Annotated in this window: 26 protein-coding genes and 1 tRNA gene; 16 read left to right on the top strand and 11 right to left on the bottom strand. The window is 38.0% G+C overall.

The window, feature by feature from the left end:
* Positions 1 to 57 precede the first annotated feature (57 nt).
* Entirely contained in the window at positions 58 to 1,467 is a 1,410-nt protein-coding gene (locus tag PTQ27_RS09480) for a YcjX family GTP-binding protein (RefSeq protein WP_273748923.1), read from the bottom strand.
* Positions 1,468 to 1,527: 60 nt separating this feature from the next.
* On the opposite strand from PTQ27_RS09480, the gene PTQ27_RS09485 reads away from it, so the two are divergent.
* Positions 1,528 to 2,376, top strand: coding sequence for a CYTH domain-containing protein (locus PTQ27_RS09485; protein ID WP_273748922.1), 849 nt, complete (start codon positions 1,528 to 1,530; stop codon positions 2,374 to 2,376).
* A 50-nt stretch (positions 2,377 to 2,426) separates the two neighbouring features.
* Here the strand turns inward: PTQ27_RS09485 and PTQ27_RS09490 are convergent, their stop codons facing one another.
* The 4 genes from PTQ27_RS09490 to PTQ27_RS09505 are packed head-to-tail and all read right to left on the bottom strand — an operon-like array spanning position 2,427 to position 4,115.
* Entirely contained in the window at positions 2,427 to 2,903 is a 477-nt protein-coding gene (locus PTQ27_RS09490; protein WP_273748921.1) for a PM0630 family protein, read from the bottom strand.
* Positions 2,900 to 3,058 carry a YoaH family protein gene (locus tag PTQ27_RS09495; RefSeq protein WP_273748920.1) on the bottom strand — a complete coding sequence of 53 codons (159 nt, stop codon included), beginning with the start codon at positions 3,056 to 3,058 and terminating at the stop codon, positions 2,900 to 2,902. The genes PTQ27_RS09490 and PTQ27_RS09495 overlap by 4 nt, the downstream gene beginning before the upstream one ends.
* Before the next feature lie 17 nt (positions 3,059 to 3,075).
* The gene (gene truC, locus PTQ27_RS09500) at positions 3,076 to 3,804 is read right to left on the bottom strand and encodes a tRNA pseudouridine(65) synthase TruC (RefSeq protein WP_273748919.1); all 729 of its coding nucleotides are present in this window, start codon (positions 3,802 to 3,804) and stop codon (positions 3,076 to 3,078) included.
* The gene (locus PTQ27_RS09505; RefSeq protein WP_273748918.1) at positions 3,804 to 4,115 is read right to left on the bottom strand and encodes a YqcC family protein; all 312 of its coding nucleotides are present in this window, start codon (positions 4,113 to 4,115) and stop codon (positions 3,804 to 3,806) included. Before PTQ27_RS09505 ends, truC begins: the two co-directional genes overlap by 1 nt.
* 99 nt (positions 4,116 to 4,214) lie before the next feature.
* Between PTQ27_RS09505 and trpCF the strand changes: the two genes are divergently transcribed.
* Together trpCF and mnmC are read left to right on the top strand one after the other, a co-directional pair.
* Positions 4,215 to 5,639 (top strand): bifunctional indole-3-glycerol-phosphate synthase TrpC/phosphoribosylanthranilate isomerase TrpF, encoded by a 1,425-nt coding sequence (gene trpCF / locus PTQ27_RS09510; RefSeq protein WP_273748917.1) that lies wholly within the window; start codon positions 4,215 to 4,217, stop codon positions 5,637 to 5,639.
* A gap of 220 nt (positions 5,640 to 5,859) precedes the next feature.
* Entirely contained in the window at positions 5,860 to 7,863 is a 2,004-nt protein-coding gene (mnmC, locus tag PTQ27_RS09515; RefSeq protein ID WP_273748916.1) for a bifunctional tRNA (5-methylaminomethyl-2-thiouridine)(34)-methyltransferase MnmC2/FAD-dependent 5-carboxymethylaminomethyl-2-thiouridine(34) oxidoreductase MnmC1, read from the top strand.
* Between the two features lie 18 nt (positions 7,864 to 7,881).
* On the opposite strand, the gene PTQ27_RS09520 is transcribed toward mnmC, so the two are convergent.
* The 5 genes from PTQ27_RS09520 to yjgA are packed head-to-tail and all read right to left on the bottom strand — an operon-like array spanning position 7,882 to position 10,511.
* Positions 7,882 to 8,307 (bottom strand): PNPOx family protein, encoded by a 426-nt coding sequence (locus PTQ27_RS09520; protein ID WP_273748915.1) that lies wholly within the window; start codon positions 8,305 to 8,307, stop codon positions 7,882 to 7,884.
* Positions 8,308 to 8,874, bottom strand: coding sequence for a UbiX family flavin prenyltransferase (locus tag PTQ27_RS09525; RefSeq protein ID WP_273748914.1), 567 nt, complete (start codon positions 8,872 to 8,874; stop codon positions 8,308 to 8,310).
* Positions 8,874 to 9,587, bottom strand: a complete 714-nt coding sequence (locus PTQ27_RS09530; protein ID WP_273748913.1) for a DUF554 domain-containing protein — start codon at positions 9,585 to 9,587, stop codon at positions 8,874 to 8,876. The genes PTQ27_RS09525 and PTQ27_RS09530 overlap by 1 nt, the downstream gene beginning before the upstream one ends.
* Before the next feature lie 16 nt (positions 9,588 to 9,603).
* Positions 9,604 to 9,975, bottom strand: a complete 372-nt coding sequence (locus PTQ27_RS09535; protein WP_273748912.1) for a SirB2 family protein — start codon at positions 9,973 to 9,975, stop codon at positions 9,604 to 9,606.
* A 5-nt stretch (positions 9,976 to 9,980) separates the two neighbouring features.
* On the bottom strand, positions 9,981 to 10,511 hold the full coding sequence (gene yjgA, locus PTQ27_RS09540; protein ID WP_273748911.1) for a ribosome biogenesis factor YjgA: 531 nt from the start codon (positions 10,509 to 10,511) through the stop codon (positions 9,981 to 9,983).
* 104 nt (positions 10,512 to 10,615) lie between these two features.
* On the opposite strand from yjgA, the gene pmbA reads away from it, so the two are divergent.
* The 6 genes from pmbA (at position 10,616) to PTQ27_RS09570 (ending at position 15,539) form a co-directional block, all read left to right on the top strand.
* Positions 10,616 to 11,965 carry a metalloprotease PmbA gene (gene pmbA, locus PTQ27_RS09545; RefSeq protein WP_273748910.1) on the top strand — a complete coding sequence of 450 codons (1,350 nt, stop codon included), beginning with the start codon at positions 10,616 to 10,618 and terminating at the stop codon, positions 11,963 to 11,965.
* 67 nt (positions 11,966 to 12,032) lie between these two features.
* Positions 12,033 to 12,572, top strand: coding sequence for a hypoxanthine phosphoribosyltransferase (gene hpt / locus PTQ27_RS09550; protein WP_273748909.1), 540 nt, complete (start codon positions 12,033 to 12,035; stop codon positions 12,570 to 12,572).
* A 158-nt stretch (positions 12,573 to 12,730) separates the two neighbouring features.
* The gene (locus tag PTQ27_RS09555; protein ID WP_273748908.1) at positions 12,731 to 13,348 is read left to right on the top strand and encodes a MarC family protein; all 618 of its coding nucleotides are present in this window, start codon (positions 12,731 to 12,733) and stop codon (positions 13,346 to 13,348) included.
* 29 nt (positions 13,349 to 13,377) lie between these two features.
* Positions 13,378 to 14,607 (top strand): molybdopterin molybdotransferase MoeA, encoded by a 1,230-nt coding sequence (moeA, locus tag PTQ27_RS09560; RefSeq protein ID WP_273748907.1) that lies wholly within the window; start codon positions 13,378 to 13,380, stop codon positions 14,605 to 14,607.
* Between the two features lie 5 nt (positions 14,608 to 14,612).
* On the top strand, positions 14,613 to 15,365 hold the full coding sequence (gene moeB / locus PTQ27_RS09565) for a molybdopterin-synthase adenylyltransferase MoeB (RefSeq protein WP_273748906.1): 753 nt from the start codon (positions 14,613 to 14,615) through the stop codon (positions 15,363 to 15,365).
* A 98-nt stretch (positions 15,366 to 15,463) separates the two neighbouring features.
* Positions 15,464 to 15,539, top strand: a tRNA-Asn gene (locus PTQ27_RS09570).
* Positions 15,540 to 15,676: 137 nt separating this feature from the next.
* On the opposite strand, the gene yfbV is transcribed toward PTQ27_RS09570, so the two are convergent.
* On the bottom strand, positions 15,677 to 16,114 hold the full coding sequence (gene yfbV / locus PTQ27_RS09575) for a terminus macrodomain insulation protein YfbV (protein WP_273748905.1): 438 nt from the start codon (positions 16,112 to 16,114) through the stop codon (positions 15,677 to 15,679).
* 128 nt (positions 16,115 to 16,242) lie between these two features.
* Between yfbV and PTQ27_RS09580 the strand changes: the two genes are divergently transcribed.
* The 7 genes from PTQ27_RS09580 (at position 16,243) to yihI (ending at position 22,531) form a co-directional block, all read left to right on the top strand.
* A complete protein-coding gene (locus PTQ27_RS09580) occupies positions 16,243 to 16,992 on the top strand; it encodes an ABC transporter permease (RefSeq protein WP_273748904.1) in 750 nt (249 codons plus the stop codon).
* An 8-nt stretch (positions 16,993 to 17,000) separates the two neighbouring features.
* On the top strand, positions 17,001 to 17,558 hold the full coding sequence (locus tag PTQ27_RS09585; RefSeq protein WP_273748903.1) for a septation protein A: 558 nt from the start codon (positions 17,001 to 17,003) through the stop codon (positions 17,556 to 17,558).
* Positions 17,548 to 18,003: an acyl-CoA thioester hydrolase YciA gene (yciA, locus tag PTQ27_RS09590; protein WP_273748902.1), complete on the top strand. Its 456-nt coding sequence runs from the start codon at positions 17,548 to 17,550 to the stop codon at positions 18,001 to 18,003. Before PTQ27_RS09585 ends, yciA begins: the two co-directional genes overlap by 11 nt.
* Before the next feature lie 9 nt (positions 18,004 to 18,012).
* Positions 18,013 to 18,294: a YciI family protein gene (locus tag PTQ27_RS09595; RefSeq protein ID WP_273748901.1), complete on the top strand. Its 282-nt coding sequence runs from the start codon at positions 18,013 to 18,015 to the stop codon at positions 18,292 to 18,294.
* Positions 18,295 to 18,469: 175 nt separating this feature from the next.
* Complete coding sequence (gene glnE / locus PTQ27_RS09600; RefSeq protein ID WP_273748900.1) at positions 18,470 to 21,358, top strand: bifunctional [glutamate--ammonia ligase]-adenylyl-L-tyrosine phosphorylase/[glutamate--ammonia-ligase] adenylyltransferase; 2,889 nt, start codon at positions 18,470 to 18,472, stop codon at positions 21,356 to 21,358.
* A gap of 78 nt (positions 21,359 to 21,436) precedes the next feature.
* Entirely contained in the window at positions 21,437 to 21,811 is a 375-nt protein-coding gene (locus PTQ27_RS09605; RefSeq protein WP_273748899.1) for a YacL family protein, read from the top strand.
* Between the two features lie 132 nt (positions 21,812 to 21,943).
* Positions 21,944 to 22,531 (top strand): Der GTPase-activating protein YihI, encoded by a 588-nt coding sequence (yihI, locus tag PTQ27_RS09610; RefSeq protein WP_273748898.1) that lies wholly within the window; start codon positions 21,944 to 21,946, stop codon positions 22,529 to 22,531.
* Positions 22,532 to 22,537 lie beyond the last annotated feature (6 nt).

Below are 22,537 nucleotides of genomic sequence, written 5' to 3' on the forward strand. Positions count from 1 at the left end.
CAAGCGGTTAAATTTCTGGATATTTTTGCAAAATTATCGTTAAAAACGACCGCTTGCTTACTCAAACATATCGGCTAACAAAAATTGTAGCACCGAATCCATTCGTAAATGAGGAATTGCTTGGTCATATTCAAGCGGTTTTGGCTCAAATTGGTCGAATTCAAAACGGTTAAATTGCCAGTAATTTTTATCCGGCAGGCGATTTGGTACAGAACCAGGGTAGAGCGTAACCTGTTTTTTGTCGCTTGAACGAACACCACGAATGGCTTTTATTGTTTTACCCTCTTGAGTAACGGTTACGGAATCAGTTGCTTTTATTGCAGAAATGGCAAGATAACCCGTTTCAATCCCCTCAAATTCAGCGTGGCGACCGCCTTCTTGCACCAGTTGTCGCATAAGACTTTCTAAGTTAGGGAGTTGATCGCTACTGATATGATCTGCTTTGGTGGCAATAAAGAGTAACTTATCAATATTCGATGAAAACAGACGGTGGAATAGCGAGCGATTACCATAATGGAAATGCTTGAATAATTGTTGCAAGCCAAGTTTCATTTCCATAAATTCATTATGGCCGTAATTTAACGGTGTTAGGCAGTCTGAAAGGATCACTTGGCGGTCGAACTGTGAAAAATAGTCTTCATAAAATGGTTTCACAATTTTTTGCTGATAGTGCTGATAGCGTTTTTTAAGGGTGTGAAAAGTGCTGTTTTTATCGCTTTTTTCTAAGCGTTCCCACTCGACATCACTCACATCAATCAATGGAAAGAATTGGAAAACAGGAGCACCTTTGGCATTTTCTGTAGGCAATACAAAGCGACCAGGCTGGATATATTGCATTCCTCTAGCTTTACATTCTTGTAAGTAAGCGGTGTATTGTTCGCTTAATTCAGCCAATAGATTTTCATCTGTTTTTGCAAAAAGATCGATTTTTTTAACCGCTTGTAACCAGCGTTGGGCTAATTCCGCTCGTTCATCTCTATGCACCTCTTGCTGGGTTTTTGACCACTCTTTAAAGGAAAGCGAAAGCAGGGGCAAATCTAACAACCATTCGCCGGGGTAGTCGAAAATATCTAAATAGAGTGTACCGGTTTCTTTCAAATGACGAAGTAACGAATGCTGACGTTGGTAGCGAATCGCCAGGCGGATTTCACTAATACCAGTGGTGGAATCCGGCCAGCGAGGAGGCTGTTGTTCCAAACATTGACGATTTTTATCATATTCAAAACGAGGTATGGTTAAATCGCCTTGTTCCACTCGTTTGACGGAAAGAATTTGCCCGTTTCGAGCAGGGGCAAAAAGGTTTAAATGCGGATTTCCTTCTTTGCTAATATGCAAAAGCTGATCCACAAGGCTGGTAATAAACGCGGTTTTGCCACTACGGCTTAATCCTGTAACCGCAAGGCGTAAATGATTATCTAACCCACGTTGAACAAAGTTATTGAGTTTGTGCTGAATTTTTGAAAACATTTTGCAAAATTTATTGGTAAAATAACCGCTTGATTATACAACGTTGCGAGGTGGTGTGAAATGGAAAACAAACAACAGGCGGAAATAGAACTCAAAATTATGCTCGATCAGCAAAATATCCCCCTGGTGGAAAATTGGCTGAATAATATAAAGGATTTTACCCTGTTAGCCCATAAAACCAATGTGCTAGGCAATGCCTATTACGACACACCGGAGCAATTGTTTGCCCAGCAAAAAATGGGGCTACGAGTGCGAAGCCAGAATAATCAGTTTGAAATCACCCTTAAAACAAAAGGCGAAATTGTGGGAGGATTGCATATTCGCCCAGAATATAATTTAGAGCTACCTAATAACCAACCCGATTTTATGGCATTAGTAGCAAAATATAATTTGCCATTTGAAAATGCCGAAGAGATTGCCCAACATTTGCAACCTACCTTTAGCACCAATTTCACTCGCCAAACGTGGTTAATAAAAGTTGATAATGCAGAGATTGAAGTCGCCTTAGATCAAGGGCTAATTAAAAATGCCTATGGCGAAGAACCGATTTGTGAATTGGAATTTGAAATCAAACAGGGCAGTTTAGCCGATTTATTTACATTAGTTGAGGCAATGCCAAAGGCTGACGGAATGTGGCTAAGTGGCTTAAGTAAGGCTCAACGAGGCTATTTAGTCGGGCAAGCGGTTAAATTTGAGCAAGAAATTGCAAAAGCATTACAAGGTGAAGATAGTTATTTGTTAGAGCAGAAATTGGCGGATTTTATTCGAGTAGCTAATGAAAATAAGGGCGTATTAGAGCGTTTTGAACGATTAACTTGCCAGCAATTTAGTTCTTGGGATGAGGCGAGAAATTTTGCTAAAAGCAAAAATTACTTAATTTCAAATTTAGCACATATCAGAACAATGTAACGTGATAAAGCCACAGTATATTCTGTGGCTTTATCCATATTAAGTTATTGTTATTTCACAATTTCAAATTCTAACCCTTTGAAAATAATATCGTTAATTTGGATTTCCATTTGGTATTTGCCGATAGGATCGGTTTTATCAAAATCCCAACAACGGTTTAAATTTTCTGTATTTACATTAGTGATTTCTGAAACAATAGTATGCTGTTTTTTATCTGCAGAAGAATCTACTTTAGAGCCTTCAGATATAATTTTTAGCACATCTGGAGCATAGAAAGCTTCTGCAATAGTTACTTTATTTTGTAAAGGCACATTGATACTGCTCCAGCATAATCTGTTTTGCTTTTTGCTAATAGAAAGCGTATTGCCAGAAATTGGTTTTGCTACTTTTGTACTAGTATCAAATACGTGTAGCCCAACAGTTGGTTTACCATCGAAAGGTTTAGGTTCATTCGCTTTTTTCTCTGCTGCCGCTAAACTATAATTTGCGGTAAGGGCGAGTATAAGTGCTACATATAATTTATTCATTGAGTATTCTCCGAATGTTGGTGTTTTTCACGTAATTTATTCGCAATAATTTGAATGGCTTCGCCGGCACTAATGCCTTGAGCCATTAGCTTTTGAATTTCTTCAACCGCTTCTTGTTGTTGTTCGTGTGTAAGTGATAAAAGGGAATTATCCATATAACTTGCCTTTGTGTCTAATAAAATTGGGTAAAGTTCCAGTCAAAAAATGTAAAGAGTTGCTGCCATTGCTCATCAAGCGGTGCAATTATTTCTATTTTTTGCAAGGTTATTGGGTGAATAAAACTTAATGTACGAGAATGTAACATTAAACGATCCACGCCAGATTTTTCCGTTAAAGCTCGATTTTGATGTAAATCGCCATATTTGGTGTCGCCCATAATCGGGTGAAATAAATGTTTCATATGACGGCGAAGTTGGTGTTTTCGCCCTGTTTTAGGCTGTAATGCCACTAAACTATAGCGAGCGGTTTGATGCTTGCCTGCAGGATATGGCATTTCAACAGTGGCTAAACCTTGATAATCGGTAATTGCTTCTTGTGGTTCTTTCGGTTGAGAAAATTTATCTGCAATTTTATCTAAGATAACCTTAAGCGGGTAATCAATACGATCTTCTCCTTGCAGATAGCCACGTACAACCGCTAAATAGCTTTTTTGCACTTGGTGTTGTTCAAATTGCTCACTTATTATACGAGCCATTTCACTATTTAATGCAAAAAGCAACACACCGGAAGTTGGGCGATCCAGCCGATGAATAGGGAATACGTGCTGACCGATTTGATCTCGTAAGGTTTGCATCGCAAACACGGTTTCGTGTTTATCCAGCCAAGAGCGATGAACCAACATTCCAGCTGGTTTGTTAATGGCAATAAGCTCATCGTCTTGGTATAAAATATCCAGTTCCATCAATCTTTTAATAAGGTTTCTAATTTTAATAACGGCTCAGAAATCGCCACTAAATAGCTTTCATTTTTAAGTGCCTCTTCCAAATAAGGGGTAATGGCAAAATTACGTGGTAAATCGGCATTAGCCTCTAAAATAGCCTCCATTCTTGGAATGAAAATCCACTGCAACCACTGGGTTGGTGTTAAGGTTTCCATACAAAAAGGCTGTGGGTTCGCCATTGCTTCTAAGCTTGGTGGAGTGTTTTCCCAAAGCTGATGAATGTGCATTACGATTTTTAAATCGGATAAATGTTGTTTAACTGTGGCTTTCATTTCAGTTTCGTCTTGTTAAATTCTGTTTTTTCAGGTAAAACTATGCCTGAATAAAGGTGCGATTTTACCACCCAATCTTATTTCTCTCTAGGAATTTATATGCAAAACATCGTGAAAGACAGCCAACCGACCATTCTACAAAAAATCGTATTAGATAAAGCGAGTTGGGTGGAGCAAAAACAAGCGGATTTCCCACTTAGCGAATTTCAACACAAAATTGTAAAAAGCGATCGAGATTTTTACCAAGCCCTAGCCAAAGGAACTCATCAAGAACCGGCTTATATTTTAGAGTGTAAAAAAGCCTCTCCCTCTAAAGGCTTAATTCGTGCGGAATTTGATTTAGATGCCATCGCTCAGGTTTATAAAAATTATGCAACGGTGATTTCCGTTTTAACCGATGAACAATATTTCCAAGGGGATTTTGCTTATATCGAACAAGTGAAACGCCAAACCAGCCAGCCGATTTTATGTAAAGATTTTATGATTTCGCCTTATCAGGTTTATTTGGCTCGTTTTTATAATGCTGATGCGATTTTGTTAATGTTATCGGTGGTGGATGATGACACTTACCGTGAACTTGCAACCCTTGCTCATTCATTGGGAATGGGTGTACTAACCGAAACCAGCACCGAAGAAGAATTTGAGCGAGCATTAGCGTTAGGGGCGAAAGTAATTGGGGTAAATAACCGTGATTTACACACTTTAACCATTGATATGAAGCGTATTGTGCGATTGGTGGAAAAATACCAAGCACAGATTCCAGCTGATGTTTGCTTAATTTCAGAATCGGGCATCAATGATCATCTACAAGTGAAAAAAATCAAACCTTATGCTCACGCTTTTTTAATCGGCAGTAGCTTAATGGGGAGTGCTGATCTCAATAATGCGGTGCGTTCGGTCATTTTCGGCGAAAATAAAGTGTGTGGCTTAACTCGTGTGCAAGATGTGCAAGCCGTTTATGCTCAAGGGGCATTATATGGCGGATTAATTTTTGCCGAAGGTTCGCCTCGCCAGCTTTCATTACGTCAAGCTCAAGAATTAGTTGTGAATGCTCCTTTGCGATATGTTGGGGTTTTCCAAAATCAAGCGGTTGAATTTGTGGAGAAAATTGCAAAACAGTTAGAGCTTTTTGCGGTGCAATTACACGGTGCGGAAGATGAAGCATATATTGCAGAACTTTCAGCAAAATTAGGCGATAAAACGCAAATTTGGAAAGCGTTATCGGTTGATGTTGAAGCAACGCAGTTTGAGTTTAACGATAATGCAAATATTGCTCGCTATGTGTTGGATAGCAAAGTCGGTTCACAACAAGGTGGAACAGGTAAGGCTTTTGATTGGTCGCTGATTCCCGAAACGTTAAAACAAAAAGCGTTATTAGCTGGCGGAATTTCGGCTGAGAATATTGAAACGGCTTTAGCACAAGGTTGTTTAGGGTTAGATCTAAATTCCGGTGTGGAAAGTAGCAAAGGTGTAAAAGATTTAGCAAAATTAACCGCTTGTTTTACACAAATTCGCCAAGCCTAGTTTTTCAAAGCAAATTTATGCTAGAATGAAAATGTTTTAAACAATATTTAATAACAAAAATGAGGATAACACTATGGGTACTTTTGGCTATTCAATGTTAGCAGTTGTGGGTTCATTAGGTATGATCGTACTTTTTGCTTACAATATTTTCTAATATTTAGTTATTACTTAAAGCACGGGAAATCGTTGATTTTCCGTGTTTTGTTTTTAGGGTTCTACAATGTCTAAACTCACTTTTGCCTCACTCTCTTTTAATTCGGCTAATACACCCGTTTCCGACCAATTCGATGATATCTATTTTTCCACCCAAGATGGGCTGGCGGAAAGCCAATATGTTTTCCAAGAAGGAAATCAGCTTTGGCAGAAATGGCAAACACATCAATCTCCAGCCTTTATTATTGCGGAAACCGGTTTTGGCACAGGCTTAAATTTTCTTACCGTTGCGGAAAAATTCCGACAATTTCGTACGGAATTCCCGAATAGTAAGGTTGAGCGTTTGTATTTTATCTCCTTTGAGAAATTTCCGCTGACTTCAGCACAATTAGCGGAAGTTCACCGCAATTACCCGCAATTTGCAAAATTTTCGGAAAATTTAACCGCTTGTTGGCAACCTCGACAAACAGGTTGCCAGCGTTACCACTTTGATAATATCTATTTAGATATTTGGTTTGGGGAAATAGCGGAAAATTTACCGCAATTAGGCGATCTTTACACTAGCACCATTGATGCTTGGTTTTTAGACGGTTTTTCTCCCGATAAAAACCCTGAAATGTGGAATGAGCATTTATATCAACAAATGTTCCGTTTAACCAAAAATGGTGGCACTTTTGCGACCTTTACCGCCTCAAGCAACGTTCGCCGAGGGTTACAATCGGCAGGTTTTGAGGTGTATAAACGTAAAGGGTTTGGCAAAAAGCGAGAAATGCTATGGGGCGAGAAACCGCTCAACAGTGAACTGCAATCGCCTCGTTTTCCGTATTTTTACGCCAAAAATGAAACGGAACAGAACGATATTGCGATTATCGGCGGTGGGGTAGCGAGCCTCTTTTTAGCTTTATCGTTATTGGAAAAAGGCAAAAAAGTAACCCTTTATTGTAAAGATGAAATGCCGGCGATGAATGCTTCGGGCAATCTACAAGGGGCGATTTATCCGCAATTAAGCGATGATGATGAGCGTAATGTACGGTTTTATATCCACTGTTTTGATTATGCCTTACAACGTCTAGCTCAATTAAAACAAGAGGTAGAATTTGAGCATAATCTAAGCGGTGTGGTGCTTTATGCCTATAATGAAAAAACGGAAAAGAAGCTGTTTAAAATCGCTGAACAGACCGACGATGAAACTTTGTTCAAATTATCTTCCGCTACAGAGTTAAGTGAAAAATTAGGCTTACCTGTGCCAAATGGAGGAGCCTTTATTCCGCAAGGTGGCTGGCTTTCTCCGGTGCAGTTTGTTAGAAATGGTTTTGCCTATTTACAAAGCAAAGGGCTGAATATTGTGTTAAATCATAAGGTGGAAAATCTTGAGTTTGTTGAGGGCAACTGGCAATGGCAAACTGAGGAAAAAACCTTTAAACACCAAACGGTGGTATTGGCAAATGGGCATACCTTAAATGACTTTAGCCAAGCCAACGGAATTCCGCTTTACCCTGTTCGGGGGGAAGTCAGCCAAATTCCAACAACAGAGTCATTACAAAAATTCAAATGCGTGCTTTGCTATGACGGCTATTTAACACCAATTTCTAAAAACGGCACCCATTGTATTGGGGCAAGCCATATTCGAGATAATGCCGAAACACATTTTAGTTTAGCGGAGCATCAGGAAAATATTGCAAAATTACAGCAAAATATGACCGCTTGTGATTGGACGCAATCTATTGATTATTCTGAAAACTTAGCAAAAGTGGGAATTCGTGCGGCTCTTCGAGATCGTGTGCCAATGGTTGGAGCAGTGCATAATTTCGAAGCTCAAAAAATACAATATGCTAATTTGTATAATCAACTTAGACGCAAACAAGCGGTTGAAAATGCACAAATTTTTGCAAATTTATATTTGGTAAACGGTTTGGCATCTCGAGGCTTAACCACCGCCCCATTATTAGGGGAACTGTTAGCCAGCCTAATTGCCAATGAACCAGTGCCGATAAGTGAAGATATTTGGCATAATTTAAGCCCGAATCGAACTTGGATGCGAAAATTATTAAAAGGCTCACAAATAAAATAAAGCACAGATAAAAATAGTTTATTTTGCCCAAATGCTTTTTTGGGCAAAGATAATTTTGTTGCTAGTGTGCTTTATGGTTTGAAATGAAAATTCCCAAACATCGCTTGGTTTTAAGCGTGAAAGCGGGTGTTTTTGGTAATAAATTTGCAATGCTTGTTGAGCATCTTGTTCTGTTAAGCAGTTGGCAGTGGCAGAAAATTGGATTCCTTCAATATCTTTAATCTCTTCAATTTGCCCGCAAATTGTGCCGACAATGTGTGGGTTTTCTAACATTAACTGTGCGTGCTTTGTTTTTTTACTTGTTAAGATAATTAAACGAGCATTTTCTGCATCAAAAGCATAAAAACAACTTGCCGCCCAAAAGTTATTTGAGGTATGGGCGGCAAAACTGACCACGTGATTAGATTGAATAAATTCAATAATATGGTTGGGAATATGGGGCATTTACTCCCCCCAGTGTGGAATATTAGGAATTTCGATATCTAATAGCGAAAGTGCGTGGCTAACACTGTGGGTTACCATTTCATCTAAACTCTTTGGTTGCTGGTAAAAGGCTGGAATGGGTGGGAAGATAATTCCGCCCATTTCGGTAACTTTTCGCATATTATCGATATGAGCAAGGTTTAGCGGTGCTTCTCTTACCATTAACACCAGCTTGCGACGTTCTTTTAAAACAACATCGGCGGCTCGAGTAAGCAAGTTATCGCTAAAACCGTGGGCGATAGCGGCTAGTGTACGCATAGAGCAGGGGGCAACAATCATTCCTGCTGTTTTAAATGAACCACTGGCAATGCTTGCCCCGACATTTTGAATCGAATGTACTTCATCTGCTAAGTAATGCAAAGCCTCACGTTCAAAATGCGTTTCAAGCGAGCGAGTTAGTTCAGCCCCTTTAGTGATCACTAAGTGGGTTTCAATATTTTCAAAAGGTTTAAGTAATTCCAATACTTTATAGCCATATTGGAATCCGCTTGCCCCACTAATGCCAACAATAATGCGTTTTTTTGTCATTAGAGTACCAACCATTGCCAAAAATAAGAGATAGGCATTGCCAAAATTAGAGCTGGCAACATATTTGCCACCGGGAACATTTTAATGCCACAAATACGAAAGCCCGTTGCAAAAAGGAGTAAGCCACCAACTGCAGAGAAATCTGCAATCATATCAGGTGTTGTTAAAGGCATAATCACGGTTGCAAGCAAGACTAAAAGCGATTGAATAATCAATAATGGAATAGAAATTGTCGCCACTGCATAGCCTAATGTTGCAGCAAAAATCATCGCCGTGAAGAAATCTAAGATAGATTTAATGTAAAGGATTGAGGGATCGTCTGTCATTCCTTCTTTCATCGCCCCGAAAATGCCTGTGCCACTGACGCAAAATAACACTAAGATCGCAATGAATTTTTCTAAGAATTCTTCTTGAGAAAGACTATGTACAGGGGGGAAGAACTTATCAATCAAGCCTCGAACAGAACCTGCCACCTTGCCGATAAGTTTTTCTAAATAGATGAGTTCGCCAATAATGGTACCAATAATTAAGGCTAATACTACTGCTGACATATTTTTAACTGAAGCGGTAAGCATCATTCCCAGTCCAAAACAGCATAGCCCAAAAATTAACGGTAGGGTTGTGCGAATCCGTTCAGGAAGGTGGCGGCCTAAGAAAGCCCCTAGCACACCACCTAAAATTACCGCACCTGCATTGACAAAAGGCCCGATCATTTATGTTTCCTATGAATTAGTGAAATACGGCAACAAACATCATCAACATAAAGCTTACAACGCTTAATAAATAATGTTTTAAGGAAAATGGCTGACCTTTTTTAAAGGCTTTGGTTGCAAAAATAATGTATAGCACTAAAAACACTAGTTTAGGTAATAACCAGCTAAATTGTGCTAGAGAGAAAAATTCATAATAAAGAAAGATTCCAACAGCAATAAAGCCTGTTAGCAACAAGAAAGTATCAACAGCGTGCGGTGCAATACGCAAAATTTTGTATTGTCGCCAATCGACCATTCTGGCAGAAAGCACACCACGAGTTAGTAATAATACTAGGCTAATGTAAGCTAAGCCAATATGGGCTTTAAGGATAGTGGATAAATACTCCATAATAATCACTCCGCAATTTCAGTTTTTAAATATTGATAAATTTCACGATAATTTTTAGCAGGCTTATTTGCCTCACGCTCTTTGATTGCCCCACGAATTAAATTGCGTAAATGTTGGCGGTCTAAATTTGGGTATTCCTCCAACAAATTATTAAGAGAAGCATCGCCCATATTAACCAGCTGATCTCGCACTAATTCTAATTTATGAAGTAGGGCTTGTTGCTGATTATGGCGATTTTTCACCTTATCTAATGCTTCTTGAATTGGCTCCGGGTCACGATTGCGTAATAATTTGCCGATAAATTGAATTTGACGACGACGAGCCTCTAATTTGAAGCCTTGAGCTTGGCGAATCGCCTCTTTTAAATCTTCATCAAGAGGGATTTTTTCTAAATTTTGAGGTGTTAATTCAATTAGTTCTGCCCCGATTTTTTTTAAATGCTCGGCATCACGTTTAATTTCACTTTTACTTACCCAGATGATCTCTTCTTCCTCATCTGTCCAATCTATTTCATTCTTACCACGTTTTCTAGCCATATTTTATCCTTATACTTTTTCCCACTTAAAAAAATAACATATTCTAGCAGAAAATTGAGTTAGAATATATTTCATCAAATTGAAATCATCAAAATGGAAAAATAATGTCGATTACAGATAAAAAAATGCTCCAACAACAAGAGCAAGAATTACGACAAGCGGTCGAATTTGCCCTGAATTTTGCAAAAAAAACAGGGGCAGAGGCGGAAGTTGGGGTAACCAAAGTTGCAGGTCTTTCAGTTTCAAGCCGTTTAGAAGAAGTTGAAAATATTGAATTTAATAATGACGGATCACTTGGGATCTCTGTTTATTTAGGCAAACGTAAAGGTAATGCTTCCACTTCAGACCTACAACCTGATTCCATTCAAAAAACAGTAGAGGCGGCATTAGCGATTGCGAAATACACCTCGGAAGATGATTGTACCGGGCTTGCAGATAAAGAGACTATGGCATTTGAAACAATGGATTTAGAACTTTATCATCAAGCGGATATTTCTGTTGATCAAGCGGTTAATTTAGCCATTGAGGCAGAAAATTATGCGTTAAATACGGATGAGCATATTGTCAATAGTGAAGGGGCAACTTTTAATTCCCATAGTGGTATTAGAGTATATGGAAACACAGACGGAATGCTCCAAAGCTATCTCTCCAGCCGTTATTCACTTTCGTGTAGTGTAATTTCCGCCTATGAAGATCAGCTCGAAAGAGATTATGAATATACCATTTCTCGTGAATTTGATAAATTACAATCGCCGGAGTGGGTCGGCAGACAAGCTGCAATTAAAGCGGTTGATCGCCTAAACCCTCAAAAAATTAAAACCGCAGAAATGCCGGTAATTTTTTATAATGATGTGGCAACAGGCTTAGTCGGGCATTTGGCCGGTGCAATTAGCGGCGGGGCTTTATATCGTAAGTCGAGCTTTTTATTAGATCAATTAGGCGAACAGATTTTACCAAGTTGGTTTGAAATTTCAGAACGTCCACATTTATTACGCCAATTAGCCTCATCTTACTTTGATAGCGAAGGCGTAAAAACGCAAAACCGTGAAATTATTAAAGATGGTATTCTGCAAACCTATTTAATGACCAGCTATTCTGGGCGCAAAATGGGGCTTCAAACTACAGGACACGCAGGTGGAATTCATAACTGGTTAGTGAAACCAAACCGTACAGGTGGCTTAGAGACATTATTAAAAGAGATGGGAACAGGATTGCTCGTTACCGAAATGCTCGGCTCTGCAATCAATGCGGTAACAGGGGAGTATTCTCGTGGGGCTGCGGGATTCTGGGTAGAAAATGGCGAAATTCAATATCCGGTTGCAGAAATTACTATTGCCGGTCAGTTGCAAGAAATGTATAAAAATTTAGTGGCGGTAGCTGATGATATTGAACACCGCTCAAATATCCAAACAGGATCTATCTTAGTTGAGAGAATGAAAGTTTCTGGCGAATAATTTGCAAAATATCTGCAAATTATGACCGCTTGTATCTGAAAATAGAAATTGTGCTTGAGGAGAAACAATGAAAAAGCATCACATCGAAACGCTAATTTCAAAACAAGACGTACAAGAACGTATTGTTGAATTAGCTAAAGAAATTAACCACTATTATCAGCACAACCACAGCAAAAACCTTGTGGTGGTTGGCTTATTACGTGGTTCATTTATGTTTATGTCGGATCTTGTCAAACGCTTAGAACTGCCTGTAGAAGTCGATTTTTTAACAGCATCAAGCTACGGCTCTGGTACTGAATCTAGCCGAGATGTAAAGATTTTAAAAGATCTTGACGGCGATATTAACGGTAAAGATGTTTTGATTGTGGAAGACATTATTGATACAGGCTTTACCCTGAATAAAGTACGTGAAATTCTCAAGTTACGTGAACCAAACTCTCTTGCGATTTGTACATTATTAGACAAACCTTCACGCCGAGAAGTTGATGTGCCAGTTGAATGGGTTGGATTTGCCATTCCTGATGAGTTTGTTGTCGGTTATGGTATCGATTATGCTCAAAAATATCGTAATTTAGAATATATCGGTAAAGTTGTTATTGAAGAGTAAACATTCTCTTTTAGTGTTATTTCTTATCTGATGATAAAAAACAAGAATATTACCTTGCTGAATAGCATTAAGTTTAGTGCTATTCGGCAGCGAGTAATGCCCGTGAAAAGATAAGAGATTTATGATATAATTCAATAGTTTATGTTAAAGGAGGTGAAATGTTTGATTCATTAGCAGTGCAATTTGTAGTTTTATGGGCGGTAATTGACCCGATAGGTTCTATTCCTGTTTATCTTGCAAAAACCATTGGTTTGCCTATTGAAGCTCGTCGTAAGATTGCATTGAATGCAGTATTAATTGCTGCAGGTATTTTAATATTTTTCTTAATTGGTGGGCAGGTTCTTTTAGAATCAATGCAAATTCCCCTACCTGCCTTCCAAGCGGCTGGTGGCTTAGTGCTATTACTTTTTGCTTTAACAATGATTTTTGGCGAAAGTAAACCTGAAAAAGAAATGAAAATGAGCAGTAACTTAAATGAGTTAGCGGTTTACCCTTTAGCGGTTCCTTCTATTGCATCACCAGGGGCAATGATGGCGGTGGTATTATTAACAGATAATCATCGCTTTAACTTATTTGAGCAAGCCATTACCGGTGGCATTATGCTATTAGTACTATTTATTACCTATCTGCTTTTAAATGCAGCAAATAAAATTCAGCATTTAATTGGTAATGCGGGAGCTGCAATTATCAGCCGTGTAATGGGGTTAATTTTAGCCGCTATTGCAATGAATAATTTGCTGATTGGTATTCGTGATTTTTTCATTCAAGTTAGCTAAGTGAAGAGATTTAAATTAAGGAGAGATAAATGGCACTTTTAGCCCTTTCTGAAGCATTAGAAAATATGCTTGCTCGCTTACCTGAGCCAACAATTATTGAGCATTTACCTTTAAATGAATGTGCAAATCGTATTTTGGCAGAAGACGTGTTTTCCCCAATTAATGTGCCGAATTTTGATAATTCGGCAATGGACGGTTATGCTGTTCGAGTGGCTGATTTAGAACAAAATTTAACCCTCACTGTTGCAGGAAAATCTTTTGCTGGCAATCCATTTAATGGTGAGTTAAAAGCAGGTGAATGTATTCGTATTATGACAGGGGCAATGGTGCCAAATGGTGTTGATGCCGTTGTGATGCAAGAAGATACACAAGTGAATGATAATGGCTCGATTACTTTTAATCGTGTTCCAAAATTAGGTAGTAATATCCGCCGAATTGGTGAAGATGTAAAACAAGGCGAATTGGTACTGGCAAAAGGCTCATTATTAAATGTTGCCAGCCTGCCATTATTAGCCTCTTTAGGGATTGCAACTGTGCCAGTGTTTGCGAAATTAAAAGTCGCAATTCTTTCAACAGGCGATGAATTAACCAGCGTAGGGCAACCGTTAGCAGAAGGAAAAATTTACGATACTAACCGTTTTGCTGTGCGTTTAATGTTAGAAAAATTAAATTGTGAAATTTTAGACTATGGCATTTTAGCGGACGACCCAACTATTTTTGAGCAAACTTTTACAAAAGCTCAACAAGAAGCAGATGTCCTTATTACAAGCGGTGGTGTTTCAGTTGGCGAGGCAGATTTTACTAAAGATGTACTAGAAAAATTAGGCGAAATTGGTTTTTGGAAAATTGCAATGAAGCCGGGTAAACCTTTTGCCTTTGGTAAATTAGAAAAAGCGTGGTTCTTCGGCTTACCGGGTAATCCTGTTTCTGCTTTAGTTACTTTCTACCAATTAGTGCAACCAGCATTAGCGAAATTATCCGGATTATCGGCAGAAAAAATTGCAAAATTAACGCAAAATCTGACCGCGTGCAGTGCAATGAATTTGAAAAAAGGCGTTGGGCGACAAGATTTCCAACGTGGTTATTACTATGCCAATGAAAATGGTGAGTTAGAGGTTCGCCCAGTGGGGACGCAAGGCTCGCATATTTTTAGTGCCTTTAATGAAAGCAACTGTTTTATTGTGCTTGAGGCAGAACGTGGCAATGTTGAGGCAGGTGAAAAGGTAACGATTCAACCCTTTAATTCACTTTTAAGATAATAATTATGGAACTAACCGATCACGAAATGCTTCGTTACAATCGTCAAATTATCTTAAAAAGTGTCGATTTTGACGGGCAAGAAAAATTAAAAGCCAGCCGAGTGCTAATTGTTGGGCTTGGCGGTTTAGGCTGTGCTGCTTCACAATATCTTGCCTCGGCAGGTGTCGGGCATTTAACCTTGGTTGATTTTGACACTGTTTCCCTTTCTAATTTGCAACGCCAAATTCTGCATACCGATGCAACAATCGGGCAAGCTAAAGTGGAATCGGCAAAAGCTCGACTTCAGGCAATTAACCCGAATATTGAAATTCAAGCACTCAATCAAAAATGCAGTGATGAGCAGTGGGCAGAATTAATTGCTAATGTCGATTTAGTACTGGATTGTACCGATAATGTCGATGTTCGCAACCAACTAAATTTGCAATGTTTTACACAAAAACGACCGCTTGTATCTGGTTCTGCTATTCGTTTTGAAGGGCAGGTAAGTGTGTTTTGTTATCACGAAAATGAACCTTGCTACCAATGCTTAAGCCAATTATTTGGTGATGGTACGCTAAGTTGTGTAGAGGCTGGTGTGATTGCCCCGATTGTTGGTGTGGTTGGCAGTATTCAAGCGTTAGAAACAATAAAAGCTTTGTTGAATATCGGTAAAACATTATCAGGTAAATTATTACTTATTGATGGTTTGCATTTTTCTATAAGAGAGATGGCATTACCGAAACAAAAGAATTGTCAAGTTTGTGCAAAAATAAGCTAAATAAAGTAAAGTTATGTCAAGAAATGTAAATAATGAACGTTTGTTCATTATTTTGTTTGACTACTAAAACGTTTTAGCTTACCATAATTTTCATTAATTCCTCCTTAGTTCAGTCGGTAGAACGGTGGACTGTTAATCCATATGTCGCAGGTTCGAGTCCCGCAGGAGGAGCCAGATTTAGATTTTTCTTTTGTTCTTGTTTTATTTGTCTCCTTTTATAAAACAGTAATTCATACCTCCGGAATTAGAACAAAAGTGTTTGCCCCATTCACAGTTGAATGGGGTTTTTTTCTGCCTATTTTTACCTGTTTTTAAAGTTCGTTAAAATAATCGTCTCCCCAAGTTTCTTCCGCTAGCTTTAGTAAATTAGCAAAATCTTGGAAAGAAGGGACAGATTGCTCTTCTTCTAATTTTACTTGTGCAGTAATGAGCTTCTGTCTAAGCGATTCATACCATTCTAATAATGATAATGAAAGAGGAGAGCGAGCCCGTTTTCCCAACCAATAAAACCCTTGAAAAGGAATAGAGATCGCAAAAATAGAGGTGATGACAGCATTAGCCAAAATAGATTGAGTAGGATCGGCAAAAAAATACTGCCACACTAAAGCAAAGCAAGCAAAAGCAGGCATTACCTTAGAGGAGAATTTTACTAAGCGAATAATATGATAGTCTGGCATAAAATTCGCTAATTTCTTTTGATTGGGCAATGTATTTAGGTAGCGTTGTCCGGCTTCAAATAGGCTTAACATAATATTCTCTTAAATTTTTTTCTTTCATTTTATATAACTGATTAAAATCTACAATAGATTAATGCAGTTTTGCTCAACAGTTGCTATACTTTACAACAAATTTTTTACAATAATGGAAAGGACCTTTTATGCCAATTAAATTTGTGGATTTATTACAACAAAGTTGGAATTTTATGCGTAATCAGCAGGTTTTCTCATTATTTGCGATTATAACTATTTCCGTCGTACAGTTATTAGTTATTTTTTTATTAGCAAATGATGCAGGAACAATCTCTCAGCAACAAATTGAGCAACAGCAAGTAGAACCAGGACAAATGCTTGCATTTTTATTGCCGACAATGTTATTAGGGGTAATCAACCTTTTTATCAACTTATTGATGATTTTAAATATTCAATCTATTAACAACGGTAGTTATCAACAATTTTTCCAAAATACGGGCAATGCTATAAAATCATTTTTACCGGTATTACTTTTACAAATTGTGATGATATTACCATTTTCATTAGGCTTATCATTTGCAATGACATCTCCAGAGATGATTATTGTTGCCTTCCCACTGATTTTAGTCGGATTTTATTTCTTCTTTAAATTAAGCCTATTGATTTATGTTTATTTATTAGAAAAACCACAAAAAACAGTGTTGGAAACCATTAAATTTACGTTACAGTTATCTCGTGGAAAAATGATGCCATTAGTTTTATTTTGTGTAATTTCATATGTTGTACCAGGAATTTTATCTCGTTTTGTTGCAATGATTGGCAATGGTTCGGTTGGTACCGTTATTTCAATTATTTTAAGTGCGTTTATTAGTGTATTTATGGCGATTTTTAGCTTCCGTTTTTACCAAGTTTATCGCCAATTACCGGCAAATAATTAGGAGATAAAATGAAACAATTACTTGAGTTTATTCCACTTATTCTGTTTTTTGTGGTTTATAAGATGTCAGGCATTCAAATGGCATCGGTTGTATTAGTCATTGCAACTATTGTACAAATGATTGCTTTAAAAGTACTTTATGGAAAAATTGAAAAGCAACAAGTGATTATGGGAACTGCGGTTGTCTTTTTTGGTTTATTAAGTGCTTATTTTAACGAAGTAAAATATTTACAATGGAAAGTAACCATTGTTTATTCTCTATTTGCATTGGTGCTATTAATTAGCCAATTTGGTTTTAAAACCCCGCTAATTAAAAAATTACTCGGTAAAGAAATTCAGTTACCAGACAATGTCTGGAATAAACTTAACTTAGGTTGGGCTATTTTCTTTATTTTTTGTATGTTACTGAATATTTATATTAGCCAATATTTCTCAGAAGATATTTGGGTTGATTTTAAATCATTCGGCATTATTGGTTTAACCTTAGTTGCAACCATAGCCACAGGATTTATGCTTTACCCTTATCTTAAAGAGGCTGAAAAACAGGAAGAGCCAAATGAAAAATAAACCTTATGATAAAGACCCGGCAGGGAAATTAATTTTACGCACTTTAGCAATGCCGTCTGACACTAATGCTAATGGCGATATTTTTGGTGGCTGGATTATGTCGCAAATGGATTTAGGCGGAGCAATTTTAGCGAAAGAACTGGCAAAGGGCAGAGTGGTTACGGTTTCCGTTGATAAAATGATCTTCCATCTGCCAATTTCTGTCGGCGATGTGGTTTGTTGTTATGGCACCTTAATGCACGTTGGGCGTTCATCAATGCAAGTGAAGGTAGAAGTGTTTATTAAACAAGTTTATGAAGGTACTCGTGAGCGTTTTCGTGTAACAGAAGCTATTTTTACCTATGTGGCAGTGGATAAAGAGGGCAAGCCTCGTGCCGTACCAAGAGAAAATAATCCAGAATTAGATGAAGCATTATCGTTAATTCATTCAACCGACAAAGAATAAGGAGCAATTATGTATTACGTAATTTTTGCACAAGATAATCCAAATATGTTGGAAAAACGTTTAGAAGTTCGCCCGGCACATTTAGCTCGTTTAGAAGCATTGCAAGCTGAAGGGCGTTTGCTTACCGCAGGCCCTAATCCAACGGAAGATGGCACAGGTGTAACTGGTTCAACTGTTATTGCCGAATTTAATTCACTTGAAGAAGCAAAACAGTGGGCAAGCCAAGATCCTTACGTTGAAGCTGGTGTTTATGGCGATGTGATTATTAAGCCGTTTAAAAAGGTGTTTTGATAATTTAATTCCCCTCTTTAGCAAAGATGGTTAGGGGAGATTTGACAGAAGTAATGCCAAGCGCATACGAAATTTTTAATATTTTATCAAATCTCCTCCAGTCCCTCTTTTCTAAAGAGGGGAGTTGATCTCCAAATATAAAATGGTTCTTCAGTAATTTATATTAAATAATATTATGCTAACCCCCCTAATCCCCCAATCTCAATTAGATTTACCTGAAAATTTGCAAAATTCCGAGCAAATTCAACCGCTTGTAGTCGCTATTTCGCTTTCCAATTTCGTTAAAAATACCTTACAAAAACAGCCAGAATTATTACATCAATGGATTGAACAGCCCCCTAGTATTGAGAATTGTGGGCATTACGCTAGCCGTTTAGATGAACTATTAACTGCGGTTGAAAATGAAGAACAGTTGGGGCGAGAGCTACGTTTATTTCGCAATCGAGAAATGGCAGCATTAAGTTTTATTCAATCGAATAAACTCGGTAGTGTGGAATTTGTCTTTCAGAAACTATCCGATTTGGCAGAAAGTTTGATTTTAGCTGCTCGAGATTGGTTATTTGAACGTTGTTGCCAAGAATATGGCACGCCGATGAATAGCTTAGGCGAAAAGCAAGAATTACTGATTTTAGGAATGGGGAAATTAGGTGGGCGAGAGCTTAATTTTTCGTCTGATATTGATTTAATCTTTACCTACCCAGATGCAGGCGAAACCGAAGGCGGACGCAAACCGATTGAAAATAGCAAGTTTTTTACCCGAATGGGGCAACGTTTAATCAAAGCCTTAGATGAAATTACCAGTGATGGCTTTGTTTACCGCACCGATATGCGACTACGTCCTTTTGGCGACAGCGGGGCATTAGTTTTGAGCTTTGCCGCAATGGAAGATTATTACCAAGAGCAAGGCAGAGATTGGGAACGCTATGCGATGATTAAAGCCAAGATTTTAGGCGAAGATAGCCAAAATCTGAATCACCGTTATTTAAAACAAATGTTACGCCCCTTTGTTTATCGTCGTTATTTGGATTTTAGTGCAATTCAATCCTTGCGTGAAATGAAGCAAAAAATTAGCCGAGAAGTGGTTCGTCGTAATTTAACCGATAATATTAAACTCGGTGCAGGCGGGATTCGAGAGGTTGAATTCATCACTCAAACTTTCCAAATGGTGCGAGGCGGGCGAGATAAAATCCTACAAGAGCGTAGCTTGCTAACCGTACTTCCTCGCTTGGCACAACTAGGTTTATTAAGTGCAGAGCAAGTAACAAAATTACATAATGCCTATATTTTTTATCGCCAAATTGAAAATGTACTGCAAGCGATTGACGATAAACAAACCCAAACTTTACCAACGGATCAACAAGATCAAGAACGTATTTTATATGCGTGCAAAAGCTACCAACAGCAGGTATTAGGCACTCAAAATAGCCAATGGGTAGAACACGATTTTACTAATTGGTCAGAGTTTTTACAGAAATTAGCCGCTTATCAAAATGAGGTTCGCCAGATTTTTAATGAGATTATCGGCGAAGAGGAAACGGAAGACGATAATCCGTTAAATGAAAAACTGGCAGAGTGGAAAGATATTTTACATTTTGAGATCGCTCAAGATGATTTGGCTGATGTACTCAAAAATTACCCATCGGTACAAGAAAATGATTATGAAACGATTTATCGCCAGTTTTTAACCACTTTTCAAGATTGGGTAAAACGTCCGATTGGGGGGCGAGGGCGAAGTGTATTAAGAAATTTAATGCCTAAAATTGCCGATAGCATTTTCCAACGAGAAGATTATTTGGTGCTACTGCCTCGTTTAATCAATATTGTAGATAAAATCACGACTCGTACTACCTACCTTGAGTTGATGTTGGAAAGAGAACAAATTCTGCCACAACTTTTAACTTTATCTAGCCAGTCGGTAATGATTGCAGAGCAAATTGCCCGTTATCCAATGTTATTAGATGAACTCATTGCCAATCGTGGTTTAACTCAAGTGCTTGAGCTGGAAAATTATCAATCTGCATTGCAAGATTACTTAATTCGTATTCCTGAAGAAGATGAAGAAGCATTAATTGATGCACTGCGTCAATTTAAACAGACTCATATTTTACGCATTGCTGCTGCGGATATTTTAGGGGTTTTGCCGGTAATGAAAATTAGTGATCATCTCACTTATTTAGCTGAGGCAATTATTTCTGCCGTAGTAAATATGGCCTGGAAGCAAGTGGCGAAACGCTTTGGCGAGCCAGAGCATTTAGAGGCGGGGGAACAAGGTTTCGCCGTGATTGGCTACGGGAAATTAGGTGGCATAGAGCTAGGTTATAATTCCGATTTGGATTTAGTCTTTTTGCATAATGCCCCAGAAAATAGCCAGACGATTGGCGGTAAAAAAGAGATTTCAAGCCATCAGTTCTATTTAAAATTAGCCCAAAAAATCACCTCTATTTTTAATTTGAACACCAGTGCCGGTGTATTGTATGAAATTGATATGCGACTACGACCGTCAGGCGAGGCTGGTTTGTTAGTTAGCACTGTTACGGCTTATGATTTTTACCAAAAAAATGAAGCTTGGACGTGGGAAAGCCAAGCATTAGTGAGAGCAAGATGTGTTTATGGAGCAGATAGCCTCAAACAAGCCTTTGAACATATTCGTCAAAGTACGCTTGCTTTAGCCCGAACAAGCGGTCAATTACGGCAAGAAATTTGCGAAATGCGTCAGAAAATGTATCAGCATTTAAGTTCACCTTCAGAGGAAAAATTCCATATTAAAACCGACCAAGGTGGTATTACCGATATTGAATTTATCGCCCAATGTTTAGTGCTAGAACATAGCCATCAGCACCCACAAATGGCAATCTGGTCGGATAATGTACGTATTTTTGACAGTGCGGTTGAATGCGGTATTTTAACGCTGGAAGATGGCGAAGAACTTAAGCGTTGCTATACATCTTTACGCAATAAAATCCACCATTTGAACTTACTCAGAAAAGAGAGCGTGGTAGAGGCAACAGAATTTATTGCTGAGCGTGCTTTTGTTGGAAAAATGTGGCAGAGTATTTTTACTTAACTTATCGTAGTATGCAAAATTTTTCGCAAAAATAACCGCTTGTTAGGCTATAATAAGCCTAATAAGAGGAGAAAGCGTATGGAATATCAATTTACTCATAGTATTCACGGTGTTGTTGCAAAATGTTCAATGGATCACGAAGCTTTTGCTCGTTGGTTAAACAGTGAAATTACTGAAAATCAGAAAGATCTGGAAGCGATTTTTACTGAAATTGAAAAATGCAGAGCGGCTTTTCCCAATCATTATGAATGTGTGTTTGAAGGACGTGAATACAGCATTTACTTTGATTATGACGAAGTGATGGCAAAAGCAAATAATTTAGATGCAGAGTTTGAAGATGAAATGGAAGACGGATTTCAATTCTATAATCAAGAAAGTATTGCATTTTGTGGTTTAGATGATTTTGAAAAATTTCTGAAAGCCTATCAACTATTCTTGAAAACCTATCATTAATTAAAGATTAAGTGAATTTTAAAAGCATAGTTAGTATGCTTTTATTTTTTATAAGCAAAAACTTAGACTATCAACAAAACCCAATTCCTTGTAAAATAATCGTTTATAGGAAATTTAAGAAATATAAATATTATGAGTCGAACTAAAAAAACACGTCGTATTAGCGACATTATGCCGGCAAGAAAAACAGATAAGCCAGCCATACCTGCACCTAAATTAGGTGGAGGGAAAAAACGTAAATTAACTCGTTATGAGCTTGATGCTCAAGCACGTGAAGAAAAGCGTAAACGTAAACATAAAGGTTTGCCGACCGGCTCTCGTAATGCCGATTCTGCAGAGCAGAAAAAAACTGTAGTGAAAGAAGTGAAAGATCCACGCATTGGTAGCCGTAAAAAAGTGCCATTAATGGTGGAATTTGTTAATCAGCCAGAAAAAGGACGTGTAATTAAGCCTGTCCCAGTTGAGCCAACTAAACCAGTACTTTCACCAGAGCAAGAATTAGAACAATTAGAAAATAATGAATGCCTAAATCAATTATTAGATGATTTAGAAGCAGGTAAAACATTATCTGCAGAAGATCAGCAATTTATGAATGAATGCTTAGATCGTATTGATGAACTGATGACTGAACTTGGTATCGAATTTGAAGAGGAAGACGGCGATAATGGTGATGCACTATTACGTCAATTTGAAACAATGGATATCAATAAATTCCGCTAATGGATA

The organism is Mannheimia cairinae (assembly GCF_028649535.1).
Classification (GTDB): Bacteria; Pseudomonadota; Gammaproteobacteria; order Enterobacterales; family Pasteurellaceae; genus Mannheimia; species Mannheimia cairinae.

Bases quoted from the DNA above. Each gene is read 5' to 3' on its own strand.
- PTQ27_RS09480 (WP_273748923.1), bottom strand. From the start codon at position 1,467: ATGTTTTCAAAAATTCAGCACAAACTCAATAACTTTGTTCAACGTGGG.
- PTQ27_RS09485 (WP_273748922.1), top strand. From the start codon at position 1,528: ATGGAAAACAAACAACAGGCGGAAATAGAACTCAAAATTATGCTCGAT.
- PTQ27_RS09490 (WP_273748921.1), bottom strand. From the start codon at position 2,903: ATGAATAAATTATATGTAGCACTTATACTCGCCCTTACCGCAAATTAT.
- PTQ27_RS09495 (WP_273748920.1), bottom strand. From the start codon at position 3,058: ATGGATAATTCCCTTTTATCACTTACACACGAACAACAACAAGAAGCG.
- truC (WP_273748919.1), bottom strand. From the start codon at position 3,804: ATGGAACTGGATATTTTATACCAAGACGATGAGCTTATTGCCATTAAC.
- PTQ27_RS09505 (WP_273748918.1), bottom strand. From the start codon at position 4,115: ATGAAAGCCACAGTTAAACAACATTTATCCGATTTAAAAATCGTAATG.
- trpCF (WP_273748917.1), top strand. From the start codon at position 4,215: ATGCAAAACATCGTGAAAGACAGCCAACCGACCATTCTACAAAAAATC.
- mnmC (WP_273748916.1), top strand. From the start codon at position 5,860: ATGTCTAAACTCACTTTTGCCTCACTCTCTTTTAATTCGGCTAATACA.
- PTQ27_RS09520 (WP_273748915.1), bottom strand. From the start codon at position 8,307: ATGCCCCATATTCCCAACCATATTATTGAATTTATTCAATCTAATCAC.
- PTQ27_RS09525 (WP_273748914.1), bottom strand. From the start codon at position 8,874: ATGACAAAAAAACGCATTATTGTTGGCATTAGTGGGGCAAGCGGATTC.
- PTQ27_RS09530 (WP_273748913.1), bottom strand. From the start codon at position 9,587: ATGATCGGGCCTTTTGTCAATGCAGGTGCGGTAATTTTAGGTGGTGTG.
- PTQ27_RS09535 (WP_273748912.1), bottom strand. From the start codon at position 9,975: ATGGAGTATTTATCCACTATCCTTAAAGCCCATATTGGCTTAGCTTAC.
- yjgA (WP_273748911.1), bottom strand. From the start codon at position 10,511: ATGGCTAGAAAACGTGGTAAGAATGAAATAGATTGGACAGATGAGGAA.
- pmbA (WP_273748910.1), top strand. From the start codon at position 10,616: ATGTCGATTACAGATAAAAAAATGCTCCAACAACAAGAGCAAGAATTA.
- hpt (WP_273748909.1), top strand. From the start codon at position 12,033: ATGAAAAAGCATCACATCGAAACGCTAATTTCAAAACAAGACGTACAA.
- PTQ27_RS09555 (WP_273748908.1), top strand. From the start codon at position 12,731: ATGTTTGATTCATTAGCAGTGCAATTTGTAGTTTTATGGGCGGTAATT.
- moeA (WP_273748907.1), top strand. From the start codon at position 13,378: ATGGCACTTTTAGCCCTTTCTGAAGCATTAGAAAATATGCTTGCTCGC.
- moeB (WP_273748906.1), top strand. From the start codon at position 14,613: ATGGAACTAACCGATCACGAAATGCTTCGTTACAATCGTCAAATTATC.
- yfbV (WP_273748905.1), bottom strand. From the start codon at position 16,114: ATGTTAAGCCTATTTGAAGCCGGACAACGCTACCTAAATACATTGCCC.
- PTQ27_RS09580 (WP_273748904.1), top strand. From the start codon at position 16,243: ATGCCAATTAAATTTGTGGATTTATTACAACAAAGTTGGAATTTTATG.
- PTQ27_RS09585 (WP_273748903.1), top strand. From the start codon at position 17,001: ATGAAACAATTACTTGAGTTTATTCCACTTATTCTGTTTTTTGTGGTT.
- yciA (WP_273748902.1), top strand. From the start codon at position 17,548: ATGAAAAATAAACCTTATGATAAAGACCCGGCAGGGAAATTAATTTTA.
- PTQ27_RS09595 (WP_273748901.1), top strand. From the start codon at position 18,013: ATGTATTACGTAATTTTTGCACAAGATAATCCAAATATGTTGGAAAAA.
- glnE (WP_273748900.1), top strand. From the start codon at position 18,470: ATGCTAACCCCCCTAATCCCCCAATCTCAATTAGATTTACCTGAAAAT.
- PTQ27_RS09605 (WP_273748899.1), top strand. From the start codon at position 21,437: ATGGAATATCAATTTACTCATAGTATTCACGGTGTTGTTGCAAAATGT.
- yihI (WP_273748898.1), top strand. From the start codon at position 21,944: ATGAGTCGAACTAAAAAAACACGTCGTATTAGCGACATTATGCCGGCA.